Here is an 18,124-nt window from a genome sequence, read left to right as displayed (position 1 = left end):
AACCCCGAACACAAGAGCAGAGAGACCGACCCATGCCCCAGAAATCCGTGTGTGTGTATTGCGGGTCACGCAATGGTGCGAATCCGGCCTATTCCAGCGCGGCCCGATCTTTAGGCACCTTATTGGCCAATGAAGGCTGGCGTCTGGTCTATGGCGCAGGCGATGTGGGCTTGATGGGCGAGGTCGCACGCGCCGCGCAGTCCGCCGGTGGGGACACGTTCGGGGTCATTCCCGTTCACCTGTTACAGCGCGAAGTCGGCAAGACCGATCTCACGCGCTTTGTGGTCACCGAGACCATGCACGAGCGCAAGAAGGTCATGATCATGAACGCCGATGCGGTGATCGTGCTGCCGGGCGGCCCCGGATCGTTGGATGAGCTGTTCGAGGCGCTTACATGGCGGCAGTTGGGTCTGCATGACAAACCCATTCTGGTGTTGAATGTCGATGGCTACTGGGACGCATTGCACACGCTGCTGGATCAGGTCATCGATCAGGGCTTTGCCGATGCATCACTGGCCGAGTTTATCACCTGGGTCGCATCGCCGGATGAGGCCATGACCCGGCTACGCGACTTTCTGAACTAATAGACCGGCAACCGGGCGGTCCAAACCGCCCGTGCCTTCGCTGATGATCAGGCGGGCTTGGCAAGCCGCGATTTCAGAATCCGCTCGACCTTATGCAGCGGGTGGTTGGTCAGCGTCTTGTCGACCTCGGCCACCACTTTCGCCAGCACTTCGCTGTGCAACCTGCGCCGCAGCAGCCCCAGCACAGGCGGGCTGGCAACCAGAACCAGTCTTTTATAGGCCCCTTTCAACCCCTTCCGGTTCAGCAGATTGGCCACGTCCTGAACGAACAAGGACTTGGCATGAGCCTTCCAGGTGTCTTCTTCCACGGCGGATTTCTGGTTGGGGCCGGTATCGGGCCTGCGCCCTGCCCTGTCGGAGGGTTTAACCGGGGTCACCTCCTGTTCTTCGACGGATACAACGACAAGATTGGGGTCCTGCGCATCGGTGATGTTCTCCATCACCAAAGCTTTCTCTCCGTCAGCAATGATAACCCAAGTTCCCTGTTCAAGTGCGGCCATTATAGTCTCCTGCAAAGATTAACGTGGCTTTCCCGGTCCCTCGGGCACAACTTATCTTTCGCGCGGCCTTGGTGTTTCCGCGCGCTGCGTGATCAGTCCTGTATGTATTGGCGGCTCTCTCCCTCCGCCTACTATAGCTAGGGGTTATGCGGGCCGGTACAATAGGTCTTGGGTCGAAAGTTGACGTATCGGCAGGTTTTCTCCCGCAGCTGCGTCGTCGAGTTGGATCAGCACGCTCGCATGACACAATCTTTATAGTCAGCCAAGCGGGCTTACTGGCGGTTCGTCTAATCGCTCAGGCCTTTGAGTACGCGTTGATAGAACGCACCTTGTGCGTCCGCATCAGCGGGTCCTGCGACCCATTTCCGGTCCAAGTTCAGCACCCCGGCGGGTACGATTTGCTGCACGATCTCGGGCGGAGTGGTTTCGTCGGTCGTTCCATTCTTCCAGTCGTGAAAGGCTGATGAGTATCGAACCACCGCTCCGCTTGTCGGCAAATCGAGCAGCCCGCCCTCTGCAAAGAACGTCAACCCATCGCCCATTTCTTCCCCGATGAGTTTGAGCCTATCTCCCAAACGATGTTTAAGGATGGCTACAAACACGATCGCTGCGGAAAACGTGAATTTATCGACAAGCACAACAACCTGCTTACTCGCGCTTTGCGAGATCGCGTTGATCAAAGGCATCGTCAGAAGAAAATCGCCGCCCGTATTTCCGCGAACGTCAATCAAGAGTGTTTTGCTTGAGCAGGCGCCTACGCGGTCCGCTGCATCTGAGATGGCATTGGGCAGCGCACTTTCGGTCGGATCCAAAAAGCTTGGCAACGCTATTGATATCCCAAGCTCTTGCCGGTCCATTATCTCCACAAAGGTCTCGGGTTCCCAGTCTGGATCAGCCTTGCCGTGCTCGTTTCTCGGATAAAGCGTTGATGCAGGAACAGTATTTCCATTTTCCACTTTCAAATTGGTTATCCGCCCATTCTCCTCTTGCACTCGATACTCGGTCGTATCGTCTTTTGAAGAAAACCCCAGATGCGCCAGGGCATACGGCCAAGCCAAAAGCATCGGTCCGATGACCCGTTTTCTTTGGCGCGTTCCCGCCAGAAGCTTATGGGAGGTGGCTTGGATTTGGCTCAAATCTGCACCGTTGACTGCAATCAACTCGCCTCGCGGCGCAGCTACCCCTGGTGCCGCCCCTATGAGTTGCACCGAACGCCCCACGCTCACGAACCTCAGCGGGAGCACCGAGATCGCATCATTCGGGATCAACCGTGTGTGCCCATTGTTAGGAAGTGCCAATAGGCGCATCGCGGAAAGCAGAAATGCCTCTTTTGAGCCTTCCAAAGCGCATCGTCGGCAGTCACGAATGCAGCTGTCTATCACGGCCTTCTCGATCCGCCGAAAACTGGGATCGGTTTGCAGGGCAGTTTCTAGAATTTGCTTCAGGTCTTCCGTCAGCGACATGGCTCACAGTGGGCATAGCGGCTTGTCAATGTCCAGATTAGGCTTGGAACTGTCGTTCGACACTGATCACGAGGCGCGGTGCTGACATCGTTCCAAACAAGCAGGGCCTGCCAGCGTCTCCACCAGCAGGCCCTTGTTCCCGAACGGGAAGCTCAGATCACATGCGCGATGCGACGTTTTCCCAGTTCACCAGATTGTCGAGGAAGTTCGACAGGTAAGCCGGGCGCTTGTTGCGGAAATCGATGTAGTAGGAATGCTCCCATACGTCACAACCCAGCAGCGCAGTCTGACCAAAGCACAGCGGGTTCACGCCGTTCTCGGTCTTAGTCACGGCCAGCGAACCGTCTGCGTTCTTGACCAGCCAAGCCCAGCCCGAACCGAACTGACCGGCACCGGCAGCGCTGAACTGCGACTTGAATTCGTCAACCGAGCCAAAGCTTTCGGTCAGAGCCTTTTCCAGTTCACCGGGCATTGCGTTGCCACCGGGGCCCATCATCTCCCAGAACTGGTTGTGGTTCCACAGCTGGCTGATGTTGTTGAAAATACCGTTCTGGGCCACGGCGTTCGCGTCATAGGTGCCAACGATGATGTCTTCCAGCGACTTGCCGTCCCATTCGGTTCCGGCAATCAGCTTGTTGCCGTTGTCGACATAGGCCTTGTGGTGCAGGTCGTGGTGATATTCCAGCGTTTCCGCGGACATACCCTTGGCGGCCAGCGCGTCATGTGCATAAGGAAGATCAGGAAGTTCAAAAGCCATCTCGGCCCCCTGTTGAAAATGATTGTTGCGTTCCAAAGGTTAAATGCTTTGGCAAATGCCGCAGGTCAAGGGCAGAGATCAGAAAACCCGGAGGTCCGCGATGCTGATTGAGGCGCGCAAGATGTTCTACCGCGCCCGCGGCTATTATGAGGGCAACCTGAACGGCGAGCCGTTTCGACTGGACCCCTATCATTCGAAATTCTGGCGCAAGGCTGCGGTCGGCCAGTGGGAGCCCGAGACATTTGCGGTGCTCGACAAGTATCTGTCGCCCGACAGTGACTATCTGGACATCGGCGCCTGGATCGGCCCGACAGTCCTCTATGCTGCCCGCCGTGCCCGCCATGTCTGGTGTTTCGAGCCCGATCCCACTGCATTTCGTCATCTGGCGTGGAATCTAGACCTGAACGACATTCGTAACGTTTCAGCCTTTGGGGTCGCGCTGTCTGACACATTCGGCGTCGCCCGGATGGCTTCGGTCCGCGGCGAGCCCGGTGATTCCACCAGTTCCCTGCTGCATGACGGCGCACATGGAAGCGATGCGTTGACGATTGCATGGGATCAGTTTGAAACCGTGAACGACTTATCCAATGTGGCGCTGGTCAAGATGGACATCGAGGGGGCAGAGTTTTTTGTACTGCCAACACTTATCCCGTTTCTTGCTAAGCAACGACCTGCATTCCTGCTCTCGACTCATGCGCCTTTACTGGCGGAACGTGAACGCCAGTACAGGATGCAAGCGATTGCCAAGCAGTTGGGATTTTACCGATCCTGCCGCAAAAGCGACGGGACCGAAGTTGGTGTTGAAGGCTTGACTGAGGAGGAGGCGCTAACCGGGTACCAGACGTTCCTGTTCGCCGGTTGATCGAGCCCAATCCCCATCGAAACCCATTAAATTAAAACAGGCTAGGCGACGATACCGACTTGCACGAGCCAACTCCGCTGGGGCGGTTGCCGACGTTGGCTTGTGGAAAGGCCGCCGACATCTTGAACGCATTGGTCTTGGGATCAACGGTCGCAGTGTAAGCGACCCGGTACTGACGCGTGCTGTTGGAAGACAAGGTCACACGCCAAGACATACGATACTCGCCCTTACGCGTCAGCTTGTATTTCGCACTGGCAGGGGTCTCAACCGGCGTATTCGCAAGTTCATTTGATGCCCGTATTGCCCCATCATAAGCTCGGGCGGTCTTGTTTTCGGGATCGACACTCAGCAGCACCCTGCTCGGAATCCAACCCTGCGCCTCCATGCTGTGAAGTTCACAATCGTAGTTTTTGATTTCAGCTTGGGCCACCCCTCCAGCAACAGCAAGGGTCAGCGCGGTAAGTAGTATTCTCATAATGAATCAACCTTCAAATAACTATTTTGGGGTCGGAATTACCCGACAGTTTCCTTCTGCAAAACCGTCTCGTGGAAGATAACTGATAGTGCTCTTCGATTTCGCGATGGCTTTCATCGTTTTGCGATCCAGCATTACCGAAAACTCCAGATTGAGCAGATCAATCGCGTCATAACGACTCTCGTTAGACGGATAGGTGCGACCCGTCGCAGAAAAGGTATAGTTGCTGCCAACCCAGGCAATCGACAGCAATTTGGGCGTATCTCGTCTAATTCGGCCCGAGCCGGAAGCTGTGTCGATTTTCGGAATCTCGATATCGTGTATCAGTGCCGATCGACCGAATTGGTCAACCGAAAACACCAGGCGTTCCGGTGTCGGGCGATTGGCTAGCCCACGCGCAAACTTACACTCAAAGCTTTCTTTGTAAGTTTCTGAAACAGCAGCCACCGGCATCGTTGAAACGGCTGCAAAACAAACCATTAAACTCTTATAAAAATTCATTTTTAGATATGATCTTCTACCATAATACTATTGACCGTCAGACGATACCTCTCCTGTTTTCTTCGCGCAATGCGAGAAAGAAGTATTTTAGGTTCTAGCTATGGCAATACCCAGATTTCAGCTGGAGATGCGCATTTTCACGCAGACTTATTGGATAATTTGATCGGATTTCTAAAACAAAAAGACCGCCTCAAAACAGGCGGCCTTTTAAATTCTACCAGAGGGCTGGAGCTAGTAAACCCCAACCTCACTGCCCGGCTGCGCCGCAACCTTGAGCAGTTTGAACACGTAATCCGCTTCCGAACGGAAGCAGACCACGCGGAAGGTTTCGGCGTCGTCCATCCAGAACGCTCCCGCCACCTGTGCAAGCCGCGAGCGGCGGATCTGGCCGGGCTGGAACGCCTCGGACGACAGCTCGACCGGGGCGACCTTGCCCAGCACTTCGCGCGCATTAGGCCCCGAGACGCTGAACACCGCGCGGGCATCCGACACGTTCACCGCCAAAGCGTGCGTGCCGCTGAGCGCGCCTGCCATATCAGCCAGTTTGGCCTCGACCTCGGCATACGGCACCAGCACCAGCAATTCGTCGGTGGACATCCAGGCCACGCCGGTGTCACCGTTGACCAGAGCCTCGCGCTGGCCGGGTACTTTCTGGCCGGTGGCGTCCTTGACGGCCTTGGCCAGCACCTTGTCGGACAGATCGCCGCGCAGGGTGATCATGCCCTGCAGACCGCATTCGGCGACCTTGGCGATGCCCTCATAGCTGGCGTGGTTCAGTGCGCTGATGGGTTCAGACATTCTGCTTCTCCCCGTCCTTGTCATAGAAGATCGGGTCCACGATCTTGGCTTTGTAGATTTTGCCATCGGTTCCCGGGAACTCGACAATCTCGCCCATCCGGTCGGGGCCGTGCTTGATCAGGCCCATGGCGATGCCCTTGCCCAGATTGGCCGAGTAATAGGTCGAGGTCACACGCCCGATCATGTTGCGCTGACCGTTGGCGTTGACGCCCTCGCCGACCGCATAAGCACCGTCCGGCAGAACCGATCCATCCACAGTCTCGAGACCGACCAGTTTCCAACGCTCTGGATCGGCCATGTGGCTGCGCGAATGGGCGCGTTTGCCGAGGTAATCCTCTTTCTTTTTCGACAGCGCCCAGTGCAGACCCAGATCCTGTGGGATCACGGTGCCGTCGGTCTCGTCGCCGATCATGATAAAGCCCTTCTCGGCCCGCAGGATGTGCAGACATTCGGTGCCGTAAGGCATCACCCCGAACTCCTGCCCCGCCTCGACCAGAGCATCCCAGAACGCCTGACCCTGCGATGCAGGGACCGCGATCTCATAAGATAGCTCACCCGAGAACGAGATGCGGTAAGCCCGTGCGTCGAATTCGCCGATCTTGCCGTCGCGCCATTCCATGAACGGCAGCGCTTCTTTCGACAGATCCATGCCGCCGCCCGCCTGCGCGTTCAGCTTCTCAAGCACCTTGCGGGCGTTGGGACCGACCACAGCGACCTGAGCGTATTGCTCGGTCACGTTGGCGACATAGACTTTCCAGTCCCACCATTCGGTTTGCAGCCATTCTTCCATGTGACCATGGATGCGTTCGGCACCGCCGGTGGTGGTATGGCACAGCCAAGTGTCGTCATCGATGCGGGCAACAACGCCATCGTCGATCAGGAAACCATTTTCCGAACACATCAGGCCATAGCGGCATTTGCCGACCTTCAGCGTGGACATCATGTTGGTGTACAGCATGTCCAGGAACTTGCCCGCATCCGGGCCTTTGACAATCAGCTTACCGAGTGTCGAAGCGTCCAGCAGGCCGAGGTTTTCGCGGGTGTTCTTCACTTCGCGATTCACCGCGTCATGCACCGATTCACCGGGACGGACATAGGCATAGGTCCGGCGCCAGTGACCGACCGGCTCCCAATCGGCTCCGTTCTCATCGTGCCAGTTATGCATCGGCGTTTGACGGATCGGCTGGAACACCTCACCACGCGCTTCACCACCAATCGATGCCAGCGAGATGGGCGTATAGGGCGGACGGAAGGTGGTGGTGCCAACCTTCGGAATTTCCGAATCCAGCGCATCAGCAAGGATCGCCAGACCGTTGATATTGCTCAGCTTACCCTGATCGGTTGCCATTCCCAGAGTGGTGTAGCGCTTGGTGTGCTCAACACTCTCATAGCCTTCGCGCGCAGCCAGTTGCACGTCGGACACTTTGACGTCGTTCTGGAAGTCCAGCCAGGATTTCATACGCAGCTGCACTTCGGCATTGGCAGGCATCAGCCAGACGGCCTGCATCGCAGCCTCGGCCGTGGTTTCACCCTTGGGTGCTTCTGCGGTTTTCGGCGTGAACCCGGCGCCATTGGCCGCGGCCTCGCCTGCGGTTTGCGCATCGGCCAGCACATCGCCCAGGGCCAATGGGCCGTTGGACGAACCAGCCGCAACAACGAAGCCTTCGCCATTCGCGCCCAGCGGCGGACGCTCGGGGTCGGGGCGGAAATGGGCGTTGGCTTCGTCCCAGATCAGCTTGCCGCCGCAATGCGACCACATGTGCACGACCGGAGACCAGCCGCCCGACATCGCGACCGCGTCGGCCTCGATCTCTTCGCGGGCACCGCCGACGCCTTCCTGATTGCAGATGGCAACTTTTTTGACGCGCTTGCCGCCTTTGACCTTGGCAATGGCCTTGCCGGGATCAACGCGAATACCCAGTTGACGCGCCTCTTCGGCAAGCGGACCGGCAGATGCACGGGCATCCACTACGCGCAAAACATCCACACCCGCCTGTTTCAGGATGATCGCGGTGCGATATGCGTCGTCATTATTGGTGGCAACGATCACACGCTCGCCCGGGGTCACACCCCAGTTCACCACATAGTCGCGCATGGCCGAGGCCAGCATCACGCCCGGCACATCGTTGCCCGCAAAAGATAGTGGGCGTTCAATGGCTCCGGTGGCTGTGACAACCTGCTTGGCGCGGATGCGCCACAGGCGGTGACGTGGCCCCTGAGTGCCCGGTTTGTGGTCGGTCAGACGCTCATATCCCAGCACATAACCGTGGTCATAGACCCCCGCGCCCATGCAGCGATTGCGCATGGTGACGTTGTCCATTGTTTCGAATTCGGAAACCAATTGTTCCACGAACTTATCCACAGGCTGCCCGTCAACGGTGCCGCCATCAACCGGAGCACGACCGCCCCAATGCGCCGTCTGCTCGATCAGCATGACCTTGGCACCGGATGCAGCAGCCGCTTTGGCCGCCTGCAGACCGGCGACACCGCCGCCGATCACCAGAACGTCGGTGAAGGCATAGAAGTGTTCATAGGTATCCGCGTCGCGGTTGTCCTTGTCAGGCGCTTTGCCCAGACCTGCCGACTGGCGAATGAACGGCTCGTAGACATGCTTCCAGAACGGTTTCGGATGGATGAACATCTTGTAGTAGAAGCCCGCCGGCAAGAAGCGCGACAGATGCGTGTTGATCGCACCAATGTCGAATTCAAGATTCGGCCAGTGGTTCTGCGACACAGAAGTCAGACCGTTGAACAGCTCGGTCGTGGTGGCGCGCTGGTTCGGTTCGAACCGGTTGCCCTCGCCCAGACCGACAAGCGCGTTCGGCTCTTCCGCGCCGCTGGCGACGACGCCGCGCGGGCGGTGGTATTTGAACGACCGGCCCATCATCATCTGATCATTGGCCAGCAGGGCCGAGGCGAGCGTATCGCCCTCGTACCCCTGCATCGAGGTGCCGTTGAAGGTAAAGGTGACCTGTTTCGACCGGTCAATCAGCCGGCCTTGTTGTGCGAGACGGGTGCTCATTGTGCGGACCTTTCGCAGATGGAGACGTCGGAGCCTCCGGCGGGAGTATTTTGGAGAAGATGAAGCATCAGGAGAACGCTCTCCACGTCCAGCCGGGGCGTTTGGCTGTGATCGCGTCCTTGATCTCCTGCGGTGGCTCGGTGGTTTGCGCCGAATAGGTGCCGAACACCTCGAGCGTCTGCGTGCAGCGGGCGGCGTGGAACCACTTGCCGCAGCCATTGGCATGGCGCCAGCGTTCGAAATGCACGCCTTTGGGGTTTTCGCGCATGAACAGGTAGTCGTGGAATTCGTCATCCGACGAGCCGGGGCCGAAACGCTTCAGATGCGCCTCGCCGCCAGCGGCCAGTTCGGTTTCTTCTGCGTCCACGCCGCAACAAGGGCAATTCAGGATCAGCATGTGTTCATCCTTTTGACGGGTGGTTGGCACCGGGGCCAACCGAAATTCTTTGAAGTGGCACGTTCGGGCCGGACCCTTAGTGCGCCACCCCGGCGGCGACGCTTTCGTCGATGAAGCGGCCCTCTTTGAAGCGGTCCATCGAGAAGGCTTCGGTCAGCGGCGAATGGCCGGTGGCCATCAGCTGCGCCATGCCCCAACCCGAACCCGGGATGGCCTTGAAGCCGCCGGTGCCCCAGCCGCCGTTGATGAAGCAGCCCTGCAGCGGGGTTTTCGACAGGATCGGCGAGCGGTCGCCGGTCATGTCCACGATCCCGCCCCACTGGCGCAGCATCTTCAGGCGCGAGATCATCGGGAAGGTTTCGACCAATGCGCGCACGGTTTCCTCAATATGGTGGAAGCTGCCGCGCTGGGTGAAGTTGTTGAACCCGTCGGTGCCACCGCCGATCACCATCTCACCCTTGTCGGACTGAGACATATAGCCATGCACGGTGTTGGCCATCACGACCACGTCCATGCAGGGTTTGATCGGTTCCGAGACCAGCGCCTGCAGCGCAATGGCTTCAAGCGGCAGACGGAAGCCCGCCATCTCGGCCAGCTGACCGGAATGGCCCGCAACCACGATGCCCAGCTTGTCGCAATCAATGGCGCCCTTGGTGGTGTCGACACCCACAACGCGGCCATTGTCGGAACGCACGCCGGTCACTTCGCATTGCTGGATGATATCCATGCCCATGGCCGAACAGGCGCGGGCATAGCCCCAAGCGACCGCATCGTGGCGGGCAGTGCCGCCGCGTTCCTGCCACAGCGCGCCCAGAACCGGATAGCGCGGACCGTCCAGATTGATGATCGGCACCAGTTCCTTGACGCGCTCGGGCTTGATCCATTCGGTCTTTACACCCTGCAGCGCATTGGCGTGGGCCGTGCGCTGATAGCCGCGAATCTCGTGCTGGGTCTGGGCCAGCATCATCACGCCGCGCGGGCTGAACATGATGTTGTAGTTCAGGTCCTGGCTCAGATCCTCATACAGGCTGCGCGCTTTTTCATAGATCGCCGCCGACGGGTCCTGCAGATAGTTCGACCGGATGATGGTCGTGTTCCGGCCGGTGTTGCCACCGCCCAGCCAGCCCTTTTCGATCACGGCGACATTCTGGATGCCATAGTTCTTGCCCAGGTAATACGCGGTCGCAAGACCGTGGCCACCCGCGCCGACAATGATGACGTCATAGCGCTTTTTGGGCTGGGGCGAACGCCATGCGCGCTCCCATCCGGTGTGATAGCGCAGCGCTTCACGCGCCACAGCAAAGGCTGAGTAGTGTTTCATAAGCGAATCCATCCGGTCCGGTGATTGGCGCAGGTATGCCGCGCGGCGACATTTTACCCGTGCCATGCAACGTCGCAATATTGCGCTATTGCGACATGAGCGCGCTTCGCGGCCTTTTGTCCCTTTTGTCGCCGGGCTCAGAGGTCTAAATCAGGGCAACTGTTTCGGAGGGACCATGCCGTTCTGGGTTCTCATATTCCTGATCGCACTGCTGATTACCGTATTTCTGGGCTTCACGCTACTGCGGGGGCGACGCTCGGACGAGCCGACGGCCGCCTATGACCTCAGAGTCTATCGCGAGCAGTTGGCGAGCGTCGACAAAGACCTGGCCCGAGGCGTGATCGCCGAAGCGGATGCCGAGCGTGTGCGCACCGAAATCTCACGCCGCATTCTGGCTGCGGATGCCCAGATGCGAGCCGAGGCCGGGGCGGCAGGACCGTCGCGCGCCGCGACGGCCATTACCTTGGGACTGATGGCTATTGTGCTGGTGGGGGGTGCTCTGGCCATGTACCGCCAGATGGGTGCTGCCGGGTTTCCGGATATGCCTTTGACCGCCCGGATGGAGATGGCGGATGAGCTGCGTGCCAGCCGACCCAGCCAGACAGACGCCGAAGAGGGGGCGACCCCGATTCAGACGCCGCCGCTGGAAAAAAGCTATGCCACCTTGCTGAACCGCCTGCGCGAAACCGTGGCCCAACGTCCGGACGATCTGCAGGGACATATCCTGCTGGCGCAGCATGAAACCAATGCCGGGAACTTCAAGGCAGGATATGAGGCGCAATCGCGGGTCATCGAACTGTCTGGGACCAACGCCCCTGCAGAGGCTTATGCCGACCTGGCCGAGATGATGATTCTGGCTGCCGGGGGTTATGTCTCGCCCGAAGCTGAAACCGCCCTTCGGCAGGCGCTGGAACGCAAACCTAAACTGGGTCCTGCCCGATATTACTGGGGTCAGATGCTGGCACAGATCGGACGACCGGACAGGGCCTACCGCGTTTGGGTTGAAACCCTGAATGATGCCCCGCCCGGCGCGCCCTGGGCGAACGCGATCCGTGCGCAAATCGATGAGCTGGCGTTCCGTGCCGGTGTGTTCAACGCGCCCGACTTCGCAGCCTCGGGGCCTAGTCAGGACGATGTAAGCGCAGCCGCCGAGATGTCGCCGGAAGAGCGGCAAGAGCTGATCCGGGGTATGGTCGATGGCCTCTCGAACCGGCTGGCGACCGAAGGCGGCACGCCCGAGGAATGGGCCCGGCTGATCGCCGCGTTGGGCGTATTGGGTGAAGGCCAGCGCGCCATCGACATCCGGGATGAGGCGATGGAAGTGTTTGCTGGCAACGACGAAGCGTTGCAGATGATCGATGCCGCCGCCCTGCAGGCCGGAATCGCGCAATGATCCACGACGCGTTTGAAGATTTCGCCACATCCCTGACCCCGATGTCCGCCCTGATGGGGCTGGATCTGGGGGAAAAGACCATCGGCGTTGCCGTCTCGGACCGGATGCGCGGCGTCGCCACCCCGCTTGAGACGGTGCGGCGCAAGAAATTCACCCTGGATTCGGCCCGGCTGATCGAGATCGTGACCGAGCGTGAGATTGGCGGCATTGTCCTGGGCCTGCCCCGGAATATGGACGGCAGCGAAGGTCCCCGCTGCCAATCCACCCGCGCTTTTGCACGGAATCTGTCGCGTCTGACCGATTTGCCCATAGGCTTCTGGGACGAGCGTCTGAGCACCGTGGCCGCAGAAAAGGCCCTGCTTGAGGCGGATACGACACGAAAGCGTCGCGGACAGGTTATTGATCACGTCGCAGCCGGTTATATCTTGCAAGGAGCGCTGGACAGATTGCGCTTTCTTTAACGGATCGGAAAACGCAGATGACAAACATGGTTTGGAAACGGAACGAGGTCGAAAGCCCGTGCGTCCAGATTTGCGTCGTGCATCCGACCGAACGCATCTGCACCGGCTGCTATCGCACCATCGACGAAATCTCTCGCTGGTCCAAGATGGACAGTTCCGAGCGTGCCGAAATCATGCAGGAATTGCCAGAGCGCAAACCGCGTCTGGCCAAGCGTCGCGGCGGGCGCGCGGCTCGGATGAGCCGCGACTGATCACCTGCGCGCCTCAGGTTCATGTTTCTGCCGGGTCTTCTGCAGGGTCGGTGTTGCGGACAGATCGTGTCGAAACAGGGCCATAATCTCGGCCTTCTCCATTCGCTTGGCGTCACTGGATTTTTGAGGTTGATCACGCAACATCTTGTTGCCCGCTGACGAAGGCAGAGTGTTTCCATCGAAAACAGTGGAAAGCAATTTTCTCAAAGGCATTTTTCCCCTCCCACCAGGGTCCAGACAAAACGCCGTCGACTGTTCACCTTCTAAGGTCAACAGCGTTGCGCGGTCGCAAGTCTGGGTTGTTAGCAGCAATGCCGCGCATCTAGGGGGGATCGGATTCTGAATAAGGGGGAAAATCCGCGGCAATTTCGCAGAAATCCACCCCTTTCAAGCTTCTTTGTGACACTTCAGTATCTTGCCGGTTTCACAGGGCGCTTGGCCGCGTGTTTTATGACGCGGCGTCACTCTGAGCACTCATATTTGACAGAGCAGTTTCAACCCGCCGCCAACCAGGACTTGGCGTTTTCGTAATCCTCTGCCGGGAAATACTCGGTGCGCGTGCCCAGCACGTGGCTGGCCATGCGTTGCGCCATCTTCTGCCAGGTCTTGTCCCCAACAATCGCGGCGCGGTCCAACACACCGATATGCCCGGCAGCAAGGCGGAAATGCGCCCCCATCGCCGACAGCCCCTGCCAGCCGTCAAACTCCCGCAGATCGATCAGCAGCCGGAACCCCTCGCGGTTTTGCAGCAACGCGTCGAGATCGGATTGTGCCTGTTTGTACTCTTCGGAATCGAGCTTCCCCATCAGGCTGATCTGAACGCAGGGCCCACCCAGATCGGTCACGTGGATCGCGCCCAGAGACTCGCGCATCCAACGGCGCGCCACCTCCAGCTCTTCCAGGCCAAACACATGCACCGGGCATGGCAGGATCGGCGCGGCCAGACGCACGCTGGTTTGCACCCACCCCTGATCGGCCACAACACCGATCCGGTCGAATCCGCGCCAGTGACTGAGCCCCAGCTTGGTGTCCGACCAGGCCGCGCCCAGATCGTATCCCTTGAACTCGGACGTCACGATCGCCAGCAGGCGGATGGCGTCATGTTCTTCCAGTGCCGCCTCAATCGCGGGAACCAGCGTGGAGGCATAATCGGCGCTGGTGACCTCACCCGACAGCTCGACCTCGATCAGTGTGCCATCGGCGTTTGTGTGAACCGTAATCATCGAACCAACTCTCCAAAGCCAAATAATGGCAGGAGGTTACGGAGATTCGAGCCATTGCGCTACTCCGCCGGGCAACTCGGGGCGGAAATAAGCGATCATCCGTCCATCCGGCCCTGCGTTGGCATCCGGACCCCAAGGCGCAACACCATGCAGACAGTGGCGATGTAGCAGATAGGCCTCGCCGGGACGCGCCGGCAGTTCGATCCGAGGGCAGGTTTCGAACACGTCGCGGCGGGCGGCCTGATAAATGTCGGTGATATCCGCGCTGGCCAGTTGATCATTTGGCACATCCTTCAACGCGTCGTGGAACGCATCACCCAGGATCTTGTGACTGCCGTCCCAAAGCACCATCGGCGCCGCATCTGCGCTGGCCTCGGTCAGCGGAATTCCCAGTATCCACGCATGCGGTTCATCGACCCGACGCCGCCGGTCAGGTCCCATCGGTTTCAGCCCGTCCACATGCGCCGCATCCCGTCGCGCACGATACCCTGCAGCAGCCTCGCTTTCGCCACGCCGGGGCTGCGGGTAGCCCGGATAAATCACTGAAACCTGCCCTTTGTGCAGATCAATCGGCCCGAATTGCTGATATGCCGACGCAATCGCTGCACCGCTCAGGACGGGCGAGTCCGCCACCCTGCCCTGCGCGTCGTTGTCCAGCGCGTCGACGCCGATGAACCATGTGCCCTCACAGTCATGCCATTCGGCATGCGCGGGATCGCAGACCGACGCCCGCGCCGAAGGCAGCGCATGGGTCACCCAATCCGCCAGCACCGGATCATAGGGAAACTTTACCCAGCCTCGGGCATGAAAGGTCTCTACCACCCCAATGCCTTTCTCAGCATGTTCAGCGCAATCAGTGTCAGAAAGACCGCAAACACCCGCCTCAGCGGCTTCGGGTCCATTGCATGGGCCAGTTTTACCCCCCACGGGGCAGTAATCATGGTCATCGCCACGATGATCCCGAAAGCTACCAGATTGACCGCACCGATGGTCCATGGCGGGCGGTGTTCCGGGGCGATGTTCAGGAACAGAAACCCGATCACCGAGGGCACCGCGATGATCACGCCAAACCCCGCCGCCGTCGCCACGGCGCGGTGAATGGGTGTGTTATAAAGGCTCATCAGCGGCACGCCGAAGCTGCCCCCACCGATCCCCATCAGAACCGAAAGAAATCCCACCGAAGGCGAAAGCGCGGCGCGGCGCAGACCTTTCGGCATGGCATCCCCCAAGCGCCATTCGGATTTGCCCAAACCGAGATACAGGCCGATCACCACGCCCAGCGCACCGAACAGCGCCTGCAGAAACTCCGTTCGCAGCGCCGAGGCCACCAGAACGCCAACCATGGCGCCCACAGCAATACCCGGCCCCCAACTGCGCAAGATGTCCCAATCGACCGCGCCTTTCTTGTTGTGGCTCAGAACCGACCGAACCGAGGTGACAATGATTGTCGCCAGCGAGGTCGCCAGGCACAGCTGCATCAATTGCGGCCCGCCATATCCAAGCGTCTGAAACGCATAGAAAAACGCAGGCACCAAAACGATGCCACCCCCGACGCCCAATAACCCGGCCAGCACCCCGGCCAGTGCGCCGATCACAAGCAGAAGGCCCAGCATCTGGGCCAGCAACATCATCTCGGGCATAGTTCCCCCATACCGGCCCGGGGCCGTCTCAAACCACCTGTTCCACCTGCGACAGTGACGCGACAGAGTCCAGCGCCTGCAAGATCACATCCGGGCCAGCCCCCTCGCGTACCGCGCCCTCGGACAGCATCCGCCGCCACCCCCGCGCGCCGGGACGACCCGCGAACAGGCCCAGCATATGCCGGGTGATCTGGTGCAAGCGCCCCCCTTCGGCAAGATGCGCCTCGACATAGGGCAGCATTTTCTGCACCACCTCAATGGGATCGGCGACTTTACCCGTTCCGAAGATCAGCGGATCGGCAGCGGCCAGAATATCCGTCGGCTGATGATAGGCCGCGCGTCCAATCATGACACCATCCAACCCGGCCTCCAGATGCCGTTGCGCCTGCGCAAGCGAGGTGATGCCACCGTTGATCGAGATGTGCATGTCCGGAAATTCAGCCTTCATCCGGTGCACAAGATCATAGTCCAGAGGCGGAATATCCCTGTTTTCCTTAGGACTTAACCCTTGCAACCACGCTTTGCGCGCATGGATAGTGACGCGTCCACACCCGGCATTGCGAATCTGCTCAAGAAAAGCGGGCAGCACCTCGTCAGGCTCCTGCTCATCGACGCCAATCCGGCATTTCACGGTGACTTCGACATCCACCGCCTCTCGCATCGCCTTAACACAGTCCGCAACCCGTTCAGGCTCGCGCATCAAAACTGCGCCGAATGTCCCGGACTGCACCCGATCGGACGGGCAGCCACAGTTCAGGTTGATCTCATCATACCCGGCCTCAGCACCCAGAGCCGCCGCCTGGGCCAGTTCCCGTGCATCCGAGCCCCCCAACTGCAACGCCACCGGATGCTCTTGCGGGTTGTAATCCAACAGATGCAGCGCCCCGCCGCGCACCAAAGCAGGGGCGGTGACCATTTCCGTATAAAGCAGAGTTTCGGAACTGAGCAGACGATGCAGATACCGACAGTTCTTATCGGTCCAGTCCATCATGGGTGCAACGGACAGGCGCGCGCTTCTTCGGATATCTGTCAGGTTCTTGTCCGGCATGTCTTTTCACGTCGTCAGGATGCGGTTTTCGCCAAGCACCGGATATACCTGAAGACCCACCAAGGGCAAACCGTTCCCGATCTTTGGAAAATGGTACCGCCTCCCTGGCTTGAACAGGGGACCTCTGGATCCACAATCCAGCGCTCTAACCAACTGAGCTAAGGCGGCACTCGTGAGGGGCGATTTAGCGAAGGCGTGCGGGGATTGCAAGGGGATTAAAGCTGAATTCGCCAGCTTTGTTCTATCAGATCGACTCCGAAAGAATGCACCGGCTTGCTGCCGGTCAGCTCCCATCCAAACGCACGATACAGCGCGCAGGCAGCAGCGTGGCTTTCATGAGTCCACAGCACCATCTCGCGATATCCGACATCGCGCGCAAAGCTCATGCAGGTGGTCAGCAATCGTTTGCCCAGCCCCTGCCCGCGTGCTTCGGGCACCAACAGAAACAGGCGCAGCTTGGCCGTTTGGGCATCCTGTCTGACACAGAAGATGCTGCCAAGACGCGTGCCCGCACGTTCAGCGATCCAGCCCTGTTCGCACGCACGGTCGTGGTCAGCGACGAAATCCGCAAGGATACGGGCGACCAAAGCACCGAAACTGTCATCAAACCCTTCGTCGCGGGAATAGAGGACGTCGTGTTGCGCGACCAGCCAAGGCGCATCCTTGTCGCAGAAGGGTCTGAGTATGATGCTTTCCATGCCTTATCTGACCTCATAGTGCGCTTGATTCTCAACCCGCCGCGCGTTAGCACCAAGGCGCATTTCCCGGAGGCACATATGGGCATCAACACCGAACGCGACATCGAAGCGAATCTTCAGATCGGGCCGACCGATCAGGGCATGGTGCGCCTGTTCATCGAGGGTGCCGGCATCGAGATTCCGATGGATTTCGACCCCGAGGAAGCTGAAGAGATCGCCGAAGAAATCCGCGCCGCCGCTCAGGCTGCGCGGGCGGTCACAGGCTAAAGCCGGGGGTCACGTAGCGCCTGCAACCTGCGGGCCGCGTCCACCGCAAATTTCTGCACCATCTTCTTGCGCCGCGCCGGGGCCAGCTTGCTTTCAGGCCCCATACGGATGATTTCGGCGTCGTATGCGTCAGCAATGATCAGGCCTGTTTCAGCCGGCAACAGCTCGGTCGGGAAATCCGTATCTACGGCCCAAAAGAATCGGTCGCACCATTCCAGATAGCCCTGCCACTTGGAATCCGACTGATAATCGGCGCGGCTGGATTTGCATTCGACCACCCAAATCTCGCCCTTGGGTCCAAGGCCCATGACATCGACCCGCAGCCCTCGGGACGGGACGAATTCTTCAATCGAAACATAGCCATGGCTCGCCAAGTGGCGCGAAACACCGCGCGCAAGTTTCTGTCCGGGTTGCAGGTCCAGCGTCATGAGGCAAATGTGAACAATTCATGAACAAATTTCAA

Annotated in this window: 21 protein-coding genes and 1 tRNA gene; 6 read left to right on the top strand and 16 right to left on the bottom strand. The window is 59.3% G+C overall.

From position 1 onward, the window contains the following. Nucleotides 1-32: 32 nt before the first annotated feature. On the top strand, nucleotides 33-584 hold the full coding sequence (locus ACR0K9_RS02120; protein ID WP_480820376.1) for an LOG family protein: 552 nt from the start codon (nucleotides 33-35) through the stop codon (nucleotides 582-584). A gap of 47 nt (nucleotides 585-631) precedes the next feature. On the opposite strand, the gene ACR0K9_RS02115 is transcribed toward ACR0K9_RS02120, so the two are convergent. From ACR0K9_RS02115 to ACR0K9_RS02105, 3 genes are all read right to left on the bottom strand, one after another. After that, nucleotides 632-1,084, bottom strand: a complete 453-nt coding sequence (locus tag ACR0K9_RS02115; protein ID WP_480820374.1) for a baeRF12 domain-containing protein — start codon at nucleotides 1,082-1,084, stop codon at nucleotides 632-634. Between the two features lie 287 nt (nucleotides 1,085-1,371). After that, nucleotides 1,372-2,547, bottom strand: a complete 1,176-nt coding sequence (locus tag ACR0K9_RS02110; protein ID WP_480820372.1) for a S41 family peptidase — start codon at nucleotides 2,545-2,547, stop codon at nucleotides 1,372-1,374. A 157-nt stretch (nucleotides 2,548-2,704) separates the two neighbouring features. Then, entirely contained in the window at nucleotides 2,705-3,304 is a 600-nt protein-coding gene (locus ACR0K9_RS02105) for a superoxide dismutase (protein WP_170564764.1), read from the bottom strand. A 100-nt stretch (nucleotides 3,305-3,404) separates the two neighbouring features. Here ACR0K9_RS02105 and ACR0K9_RS02100 point away from each other — a divergent pair, with 100 nt between their 5' ends. Next, nucleotides 3,405-4,166 carry an FkbM family methyltransferase gene (locus ACR0K9_RS02100; RefSeq protein WP_480820370.1) on the top strand — a complete coding sequence of 254 codons (762 nt, stop codon included), beginning with the start codon at nucleotides 3,405-3,407 and terminating at the stop codon, nucleotides 4,164-4,166. Between the two features lie 31 nt (nucleotides 4,167-4,197). On the opposite strand, the gene ACR0K9_RS02095 is transcribed toward ACR0K9_RS02100, so the two are convergent. The 6 genes from ACR0K9_RS02095 to ACR0K9_RS02070 all read right to left on the bottom strand — a co-directional run bounded on the left by ACR0K9_RS02095 (nucleotide 4,198) and on the right by ACR0K9_RS02070 (nucleotide 10,680). Continuing rightward, the gene (locus ACR0K9_RS02095) at nucleotides 4,198-4,641 is read right to left on the bottom strand and encodes a hypothetical protein (protein ID WP_480820368.1); all 444 of its coding nucleotides are present in this window, start codon (nucleotides 4,639-4,641) and stop codon (nucleotides 4,198-4,200) included. Between the two features lie 21 nt (nucleotides 4,642-4,662). Further along, complete coding sequence (locus ACR0K9_RS02090) at nucleotides 4,663-5,142, bottom strand: hypothetical protein (RefSeq protein ID WP_480820366.1); 480 nt, start codon at nucleotides 5,140-5,142, stop codon at nucleotides 4,663-4,665. Nucleotides 5,143-5,373: 231 nt separating this feature from the next. Then, nucleotides 5,374-5,940 carry a sarcosine oxidase subunit gamma gene (locus tag ACR0K9_RS02085; protein ID WP_480820364.1) on the bottom strand — a complete coding sequence of 189 codons (567 nt, stop codon included), beginning with the start codon at nucleotides 5,938-5,940 and terminating at the stop codon, nucleotides 5,374-5,376. Further along, nucleotides 5,933-8,962 carry a sarcosine oxidase subunit alpha family protein gene (locus ACR0K9_RS02080; protein ID WP_480820362.1) on the bottom strand — a complete coding sequence of 1,010 codons (3,030 nt, stop codon included), beginning with the start codon at nucleotides 8,960-8,962 and terminating at the stop codon, nucleotides 5,933-5,935. The genes ACR0K9_RS02085 and ACR0K9_RS02080 overlap by 8 nt, the downstream gene beginning before the upstream one ends. Before the next feature lie 67 nt (nucleotides 8,963-9,029). Then, a complete protein-coding gene (locus ACR0K9_RS02075) occupies nucleotides 9,030-9,359 on the bottom strand; it encodes a sarcosine oxidase subunit delta (protein ID WP_480531619.1) in 330 nt (109 codons plus the stop codon). Nucleotides 9,360-9,435: 76 nt separating this feature from the next. Beyond that, nucleotides 9,436-10,680: a sarcosine oxidase subunit beta family protein gene (locus ACR0K9_RS02070; protein ID WP_480820361.1), complete on the bottom strand. Its 1,245-nt coding sequence runs from the start codon at nucleotides 10,678-10,680 to the stop codon at nucleotides 9,436-9,438. A gap of 175 nt (nucleotides 10,681-10,855) precedes the next feature. Between ACR0K9_RS02070 and ccmI the strand changes: the two genes are divergently transcribed. Genes ccmI through ACR0K9_RS02055 form a run of 3 tightly spaced genes read left to right on the top strand, consistent with a single transcriptional unit; the run spans nucleotide 10,856 to nucleotide 12,785 of the window. Next, nucleotides 10,856-12,073: a c-type cytochrome biogenesis protein CcmI gene (ccmI, locus tag ACR0K9_RS02065; RefSeq protein ID WP_480820359.1), complete on the top strand. Its 1,218-nt coding sequence runs from the start codon at nucleotides 10,856-10,858 to the stop codon at nucleotides 12,071-12,073. Further along, a complete protein-coding gene (ruvX, locus tag ACR0K9_RS02060) occupies nucleotides 12,070-12,534 on the top strand; it encodes a Holliday junction resolvase RuvX (RefSeq protein ID WP_480531613.1) in 465 nt (154 codons plus the stop codon). The genes ccmI and ruvX overlap by 4 nt, the downstream gene beginning before the upstream one ends. 17 nt (nucleotides 12,535-12,551) lie before the next feature. Further along, nucleotides 12,552-12,785 (top strand): DUF1289 domain-containing protein, encoded by a 234-nt coding sequence (locus tag ACR0K9_RS02055; protein WP_480531611.1) that lies wholly within the window; start codon nucleotides 12,552-12,554, stop codon nucleotides 12,783-12,785. A 494-nt stretch (nucleotides 12,786-13,279) separates the two neighbouring features. On the opposite strand, the gene ACR0K9_RS02050 is transcribed toward ACR0K9_RS02055, so the two are convergent. From ACR0K9_RS02050 to ACR0K9_RS02025, 6 genes are all read right to left on the bottom strand, one after another. Beyond that, nucleotides 13,280-14,008: a SpoIIAA family protein gene (locus ACR0K9_RS02050; RefSeq protein WP_480820357.1), complete on the bottom strand. Its 729-nt coding sequence runs from the start codon at nucleotides 14,006-14,008 to the stop codon at nucleotides 13,280-13,282. Between the two features lie 36 nt (nucleotides 14,009-14,044). Further along, on the bottom strand, nucleotides 14,045-14,830 hold the full coding sequence (locus tag ACR0K9_RS02045; RefSeq protein WP_480820355.1) for a hypothetical protein: 786 nt from the start codon (nucleotides 14,828-14,830) through the stop codon (nucleotides 14,045-14,047). Then, nucleotides 14,824-15,648 carry a sulfite exporter TauE/SafE family protein gene (locus tag ACR0K9_RS02040; protein ID WP_480820353.1) on the bottom strand — a complete coding sequence of 275 codons (825 nt, stop codon included), beginning with the start codon at nucleotides 15,646-15,648 and terminating at the stop codon, nucleotides 14,824-14,826. Before ACR0K9_RS02040 ends, ACR0K9_RS02045 begins: the two co-directional genes overlap by 7 nt. A 28-nt stretch (nucleotides 15,649-15,676) precedes the next feature. Continuing rightward, a complete protein-coding gene (gene dusA / locus ACR0K9_RS02035; RefSeq protein WP_480820351.1) occupies nucleotides 15,677-16,696 on the bottom strand; it encodes a tRNA dihydrouridine(20/20a) synthase DusA in 1,020 nt (339 codons plus the stop codon). Between the two features lie 91 nt (nucleotides 16,697-16,787). Continuing rightward, nucleotides 16,788-16,864, bottom strand: a tRNA-His gene (locus ACR0K9_RS02030). 47 nt (nucleotides 16,865-16,911) lie between these two features. Beyond that, nucleotides 16,912-17,394, bottom strand: a complete 483-nt coding sequence (locus ACR0K9_RS02025) for an N-acetyltransferase family protein (protein ID WP_480820349.1) — start codon at nucleotides 17,392-17,394, stop codon at nucleotides 16,912-16,914. A 78-nt stretch (nucleotides 17,395-17,472) separates the two neighbouring features. Between ACR0K9_RS02025 and ACR0K9_RS02020 the strand changes: the two genes are divergently transcribed. After that, nucleotides 17,473-17,661 carry a DUF6324 family protein gene (locus ACR0K9_RS02020; protein WP_480531597.1) on the top strand — a complete coding sequence of 63 codons (189 nt, stop codon included), beginning with the start codon at nucleotides 17,473-17,475 and terminating at the stop codon, nucleotides 17,659-17,661. Here ACR0K9_RS02020 and ACR0K9_RS02015 read toward each other — a convergent pair. Next, on the bottom strand, nucleotides 17,658-18,089 hold the full coding sequence (locus ACR0K9_RS02015) for an MmcB family DNA repair protein (protein ID WP_480820347.1): 432 nt from the start codon (nucleotides 18,087-18,089) through the stop codon (nucleotides 17,658-17,660). The genes ACR0K9_RS02020 and ACR0K9_RS02015 overlap by 4 nt on opposite strands. Between the last annotated feature and the right edge of the window lie 35 nt (nucleotides 18,090-18,124).

This window comes from Ruegeria sp. L12 (assembly GCF_056531745.1).
The sequence above is the reverse complement of the archived record's forward strand: the minus strand, read 5'-3'. Positions and strand labels throughout refer to the sequence as shown.

Coding starts and splice junctions, on each gene's coding strand:
- ACR0K9_RS02120 (WP_480820376.1), top strand. CDS start 33: ATGCCCCAGAAATCCGTGTGTGTGTATTGCGGGTCACGCAATGGTGCG.
- ACR0K9_RS02115 (WP_480820374.1), bottom strand. CDS start 1,084: ATGGCCGCACTTGAACAGGGAACTTGGGTTATCATTGCTGACGGAGAG.
- ACR0K9_RS02110 (WP_480820372.1), bottom strand. CDS start 2,547: ATGTCGCTGACGGAAGACCTGAAGCAAATTCTAGAAACTGCCCTGCAA.
- ACR0K9_RS02105 (WP_170564764.1), bottom strand. CDS start 3,304: ATGGCTTTTGAACTTCCTGATCTTCCTTATGCACATGACGCGCTGGCC.
- ACR0K9_RS02100 (WP_480820370.1), top strand. CDS start 3,405: ATGCTGATTGAGGCGCGCAAGATGTTCTACCGCGCCCGCGGCTATTAT.
- ACR0K9_RS02095 (WP_480820368.1), bottom strand. CDS start 4,641: ATGAGAATACTACTTACCGCGCTGACCCTTGCTGTTGCTGGAGGGGTG.
- ACR0K9_RS02090 (WP_480820366.1), bottom strand. CDS start 5,142: ATGAATTTTTATAAGAGTTTAATGGTTTGTTTTGCAGCCGTTTCAACG.
- ACR0K9_RS02085 (WP_480820364.1), bottom strand. CDS start 5,940: ATGTCTGAACCCATCAGCGCACTGAACCACGCCAGCTATGAGGGCATC.
- ACR0K9_RS02080 (WP_480820362.1), bottom strand. CDS start 8,962: ATGAGCACCCGTCTCGCACAACAAGGCCGGCTGATTGACCGGTCGAAA.
- ACR0K9_RS02075 (WP_480531619.1), bottom strand. CDS start 9,359: ATGCTGATCCTGAATTGCCCTTGTTGCGGCGTGGACGCAGAAGAAACC.
- ACR0K9_RS02070 (WP_480820361.1), bottom strand. CDS start 10,680: ATGAAACACTACTCAGCCTTTGCTGTGGCGCGTGAAGCGCTGCGCTAT.
- ccmI (WP_480820359.1), top strand. CDS start 10,856: ATGCCGTTCTGGGTTCTCATATTCCTGATCGCACTGCTGATTACCGTA.
- ruvX (WP_480531613.1), top strand. CDS start 12,070: ATGATCCACGACGCGTTTGAAGATTTCGCCACATCCCTGACCCCGATG.
- ACR0K9_RS02055 (WP_480531611.1), top strand. CDS start 12,552: ATGACAAACATGGTTTGGAAACGGAACGAGGTCGAAAGCCCGTGCGTC.
- ACR0K9_RS02050 (WP_480820357.1), bottom strand. CDS start 14,008: ATGATTACGGTTCACACAAACGCCGATGGCACACTGATCGAGGTCGAG.
- ACR0K9_RS02040 (WP_480820353.1), bottom strand. CDS start 15,648: ATGCCCGAGATGATGTTGCTGGCCCAGATGCTGGGCCTTCTGCTTGTG.
- dusA (WP_480820351.1), bottom strand. CDS start 16,696: ATGCCGGACAAGAACCTGACAGATATCCGAAGAAGCGCGCGCCTGTCC.
- ACR0K9_RS02025 (WP_480820349.1), bottom strand. CDS start 17,394: ATGGAAAGCATCATACTCAGACCCTTCTGCGACAAGGATGCGCCTTGG.
- ACR0K9_RS02020 (WP_480531597.1), top strand. CDS start 17,473: ATGGGCATCAACACCGAACGCGACATCGAAGCGAATCTTCAGATCGGG.
- ACR0K9_RS02015 (WP_480820347.1), bottom strand. CDS start 18,089: ATGACGCTGGACCTGCAACCCGGACAGAAACTTGCGCGCGGTGTTTCG.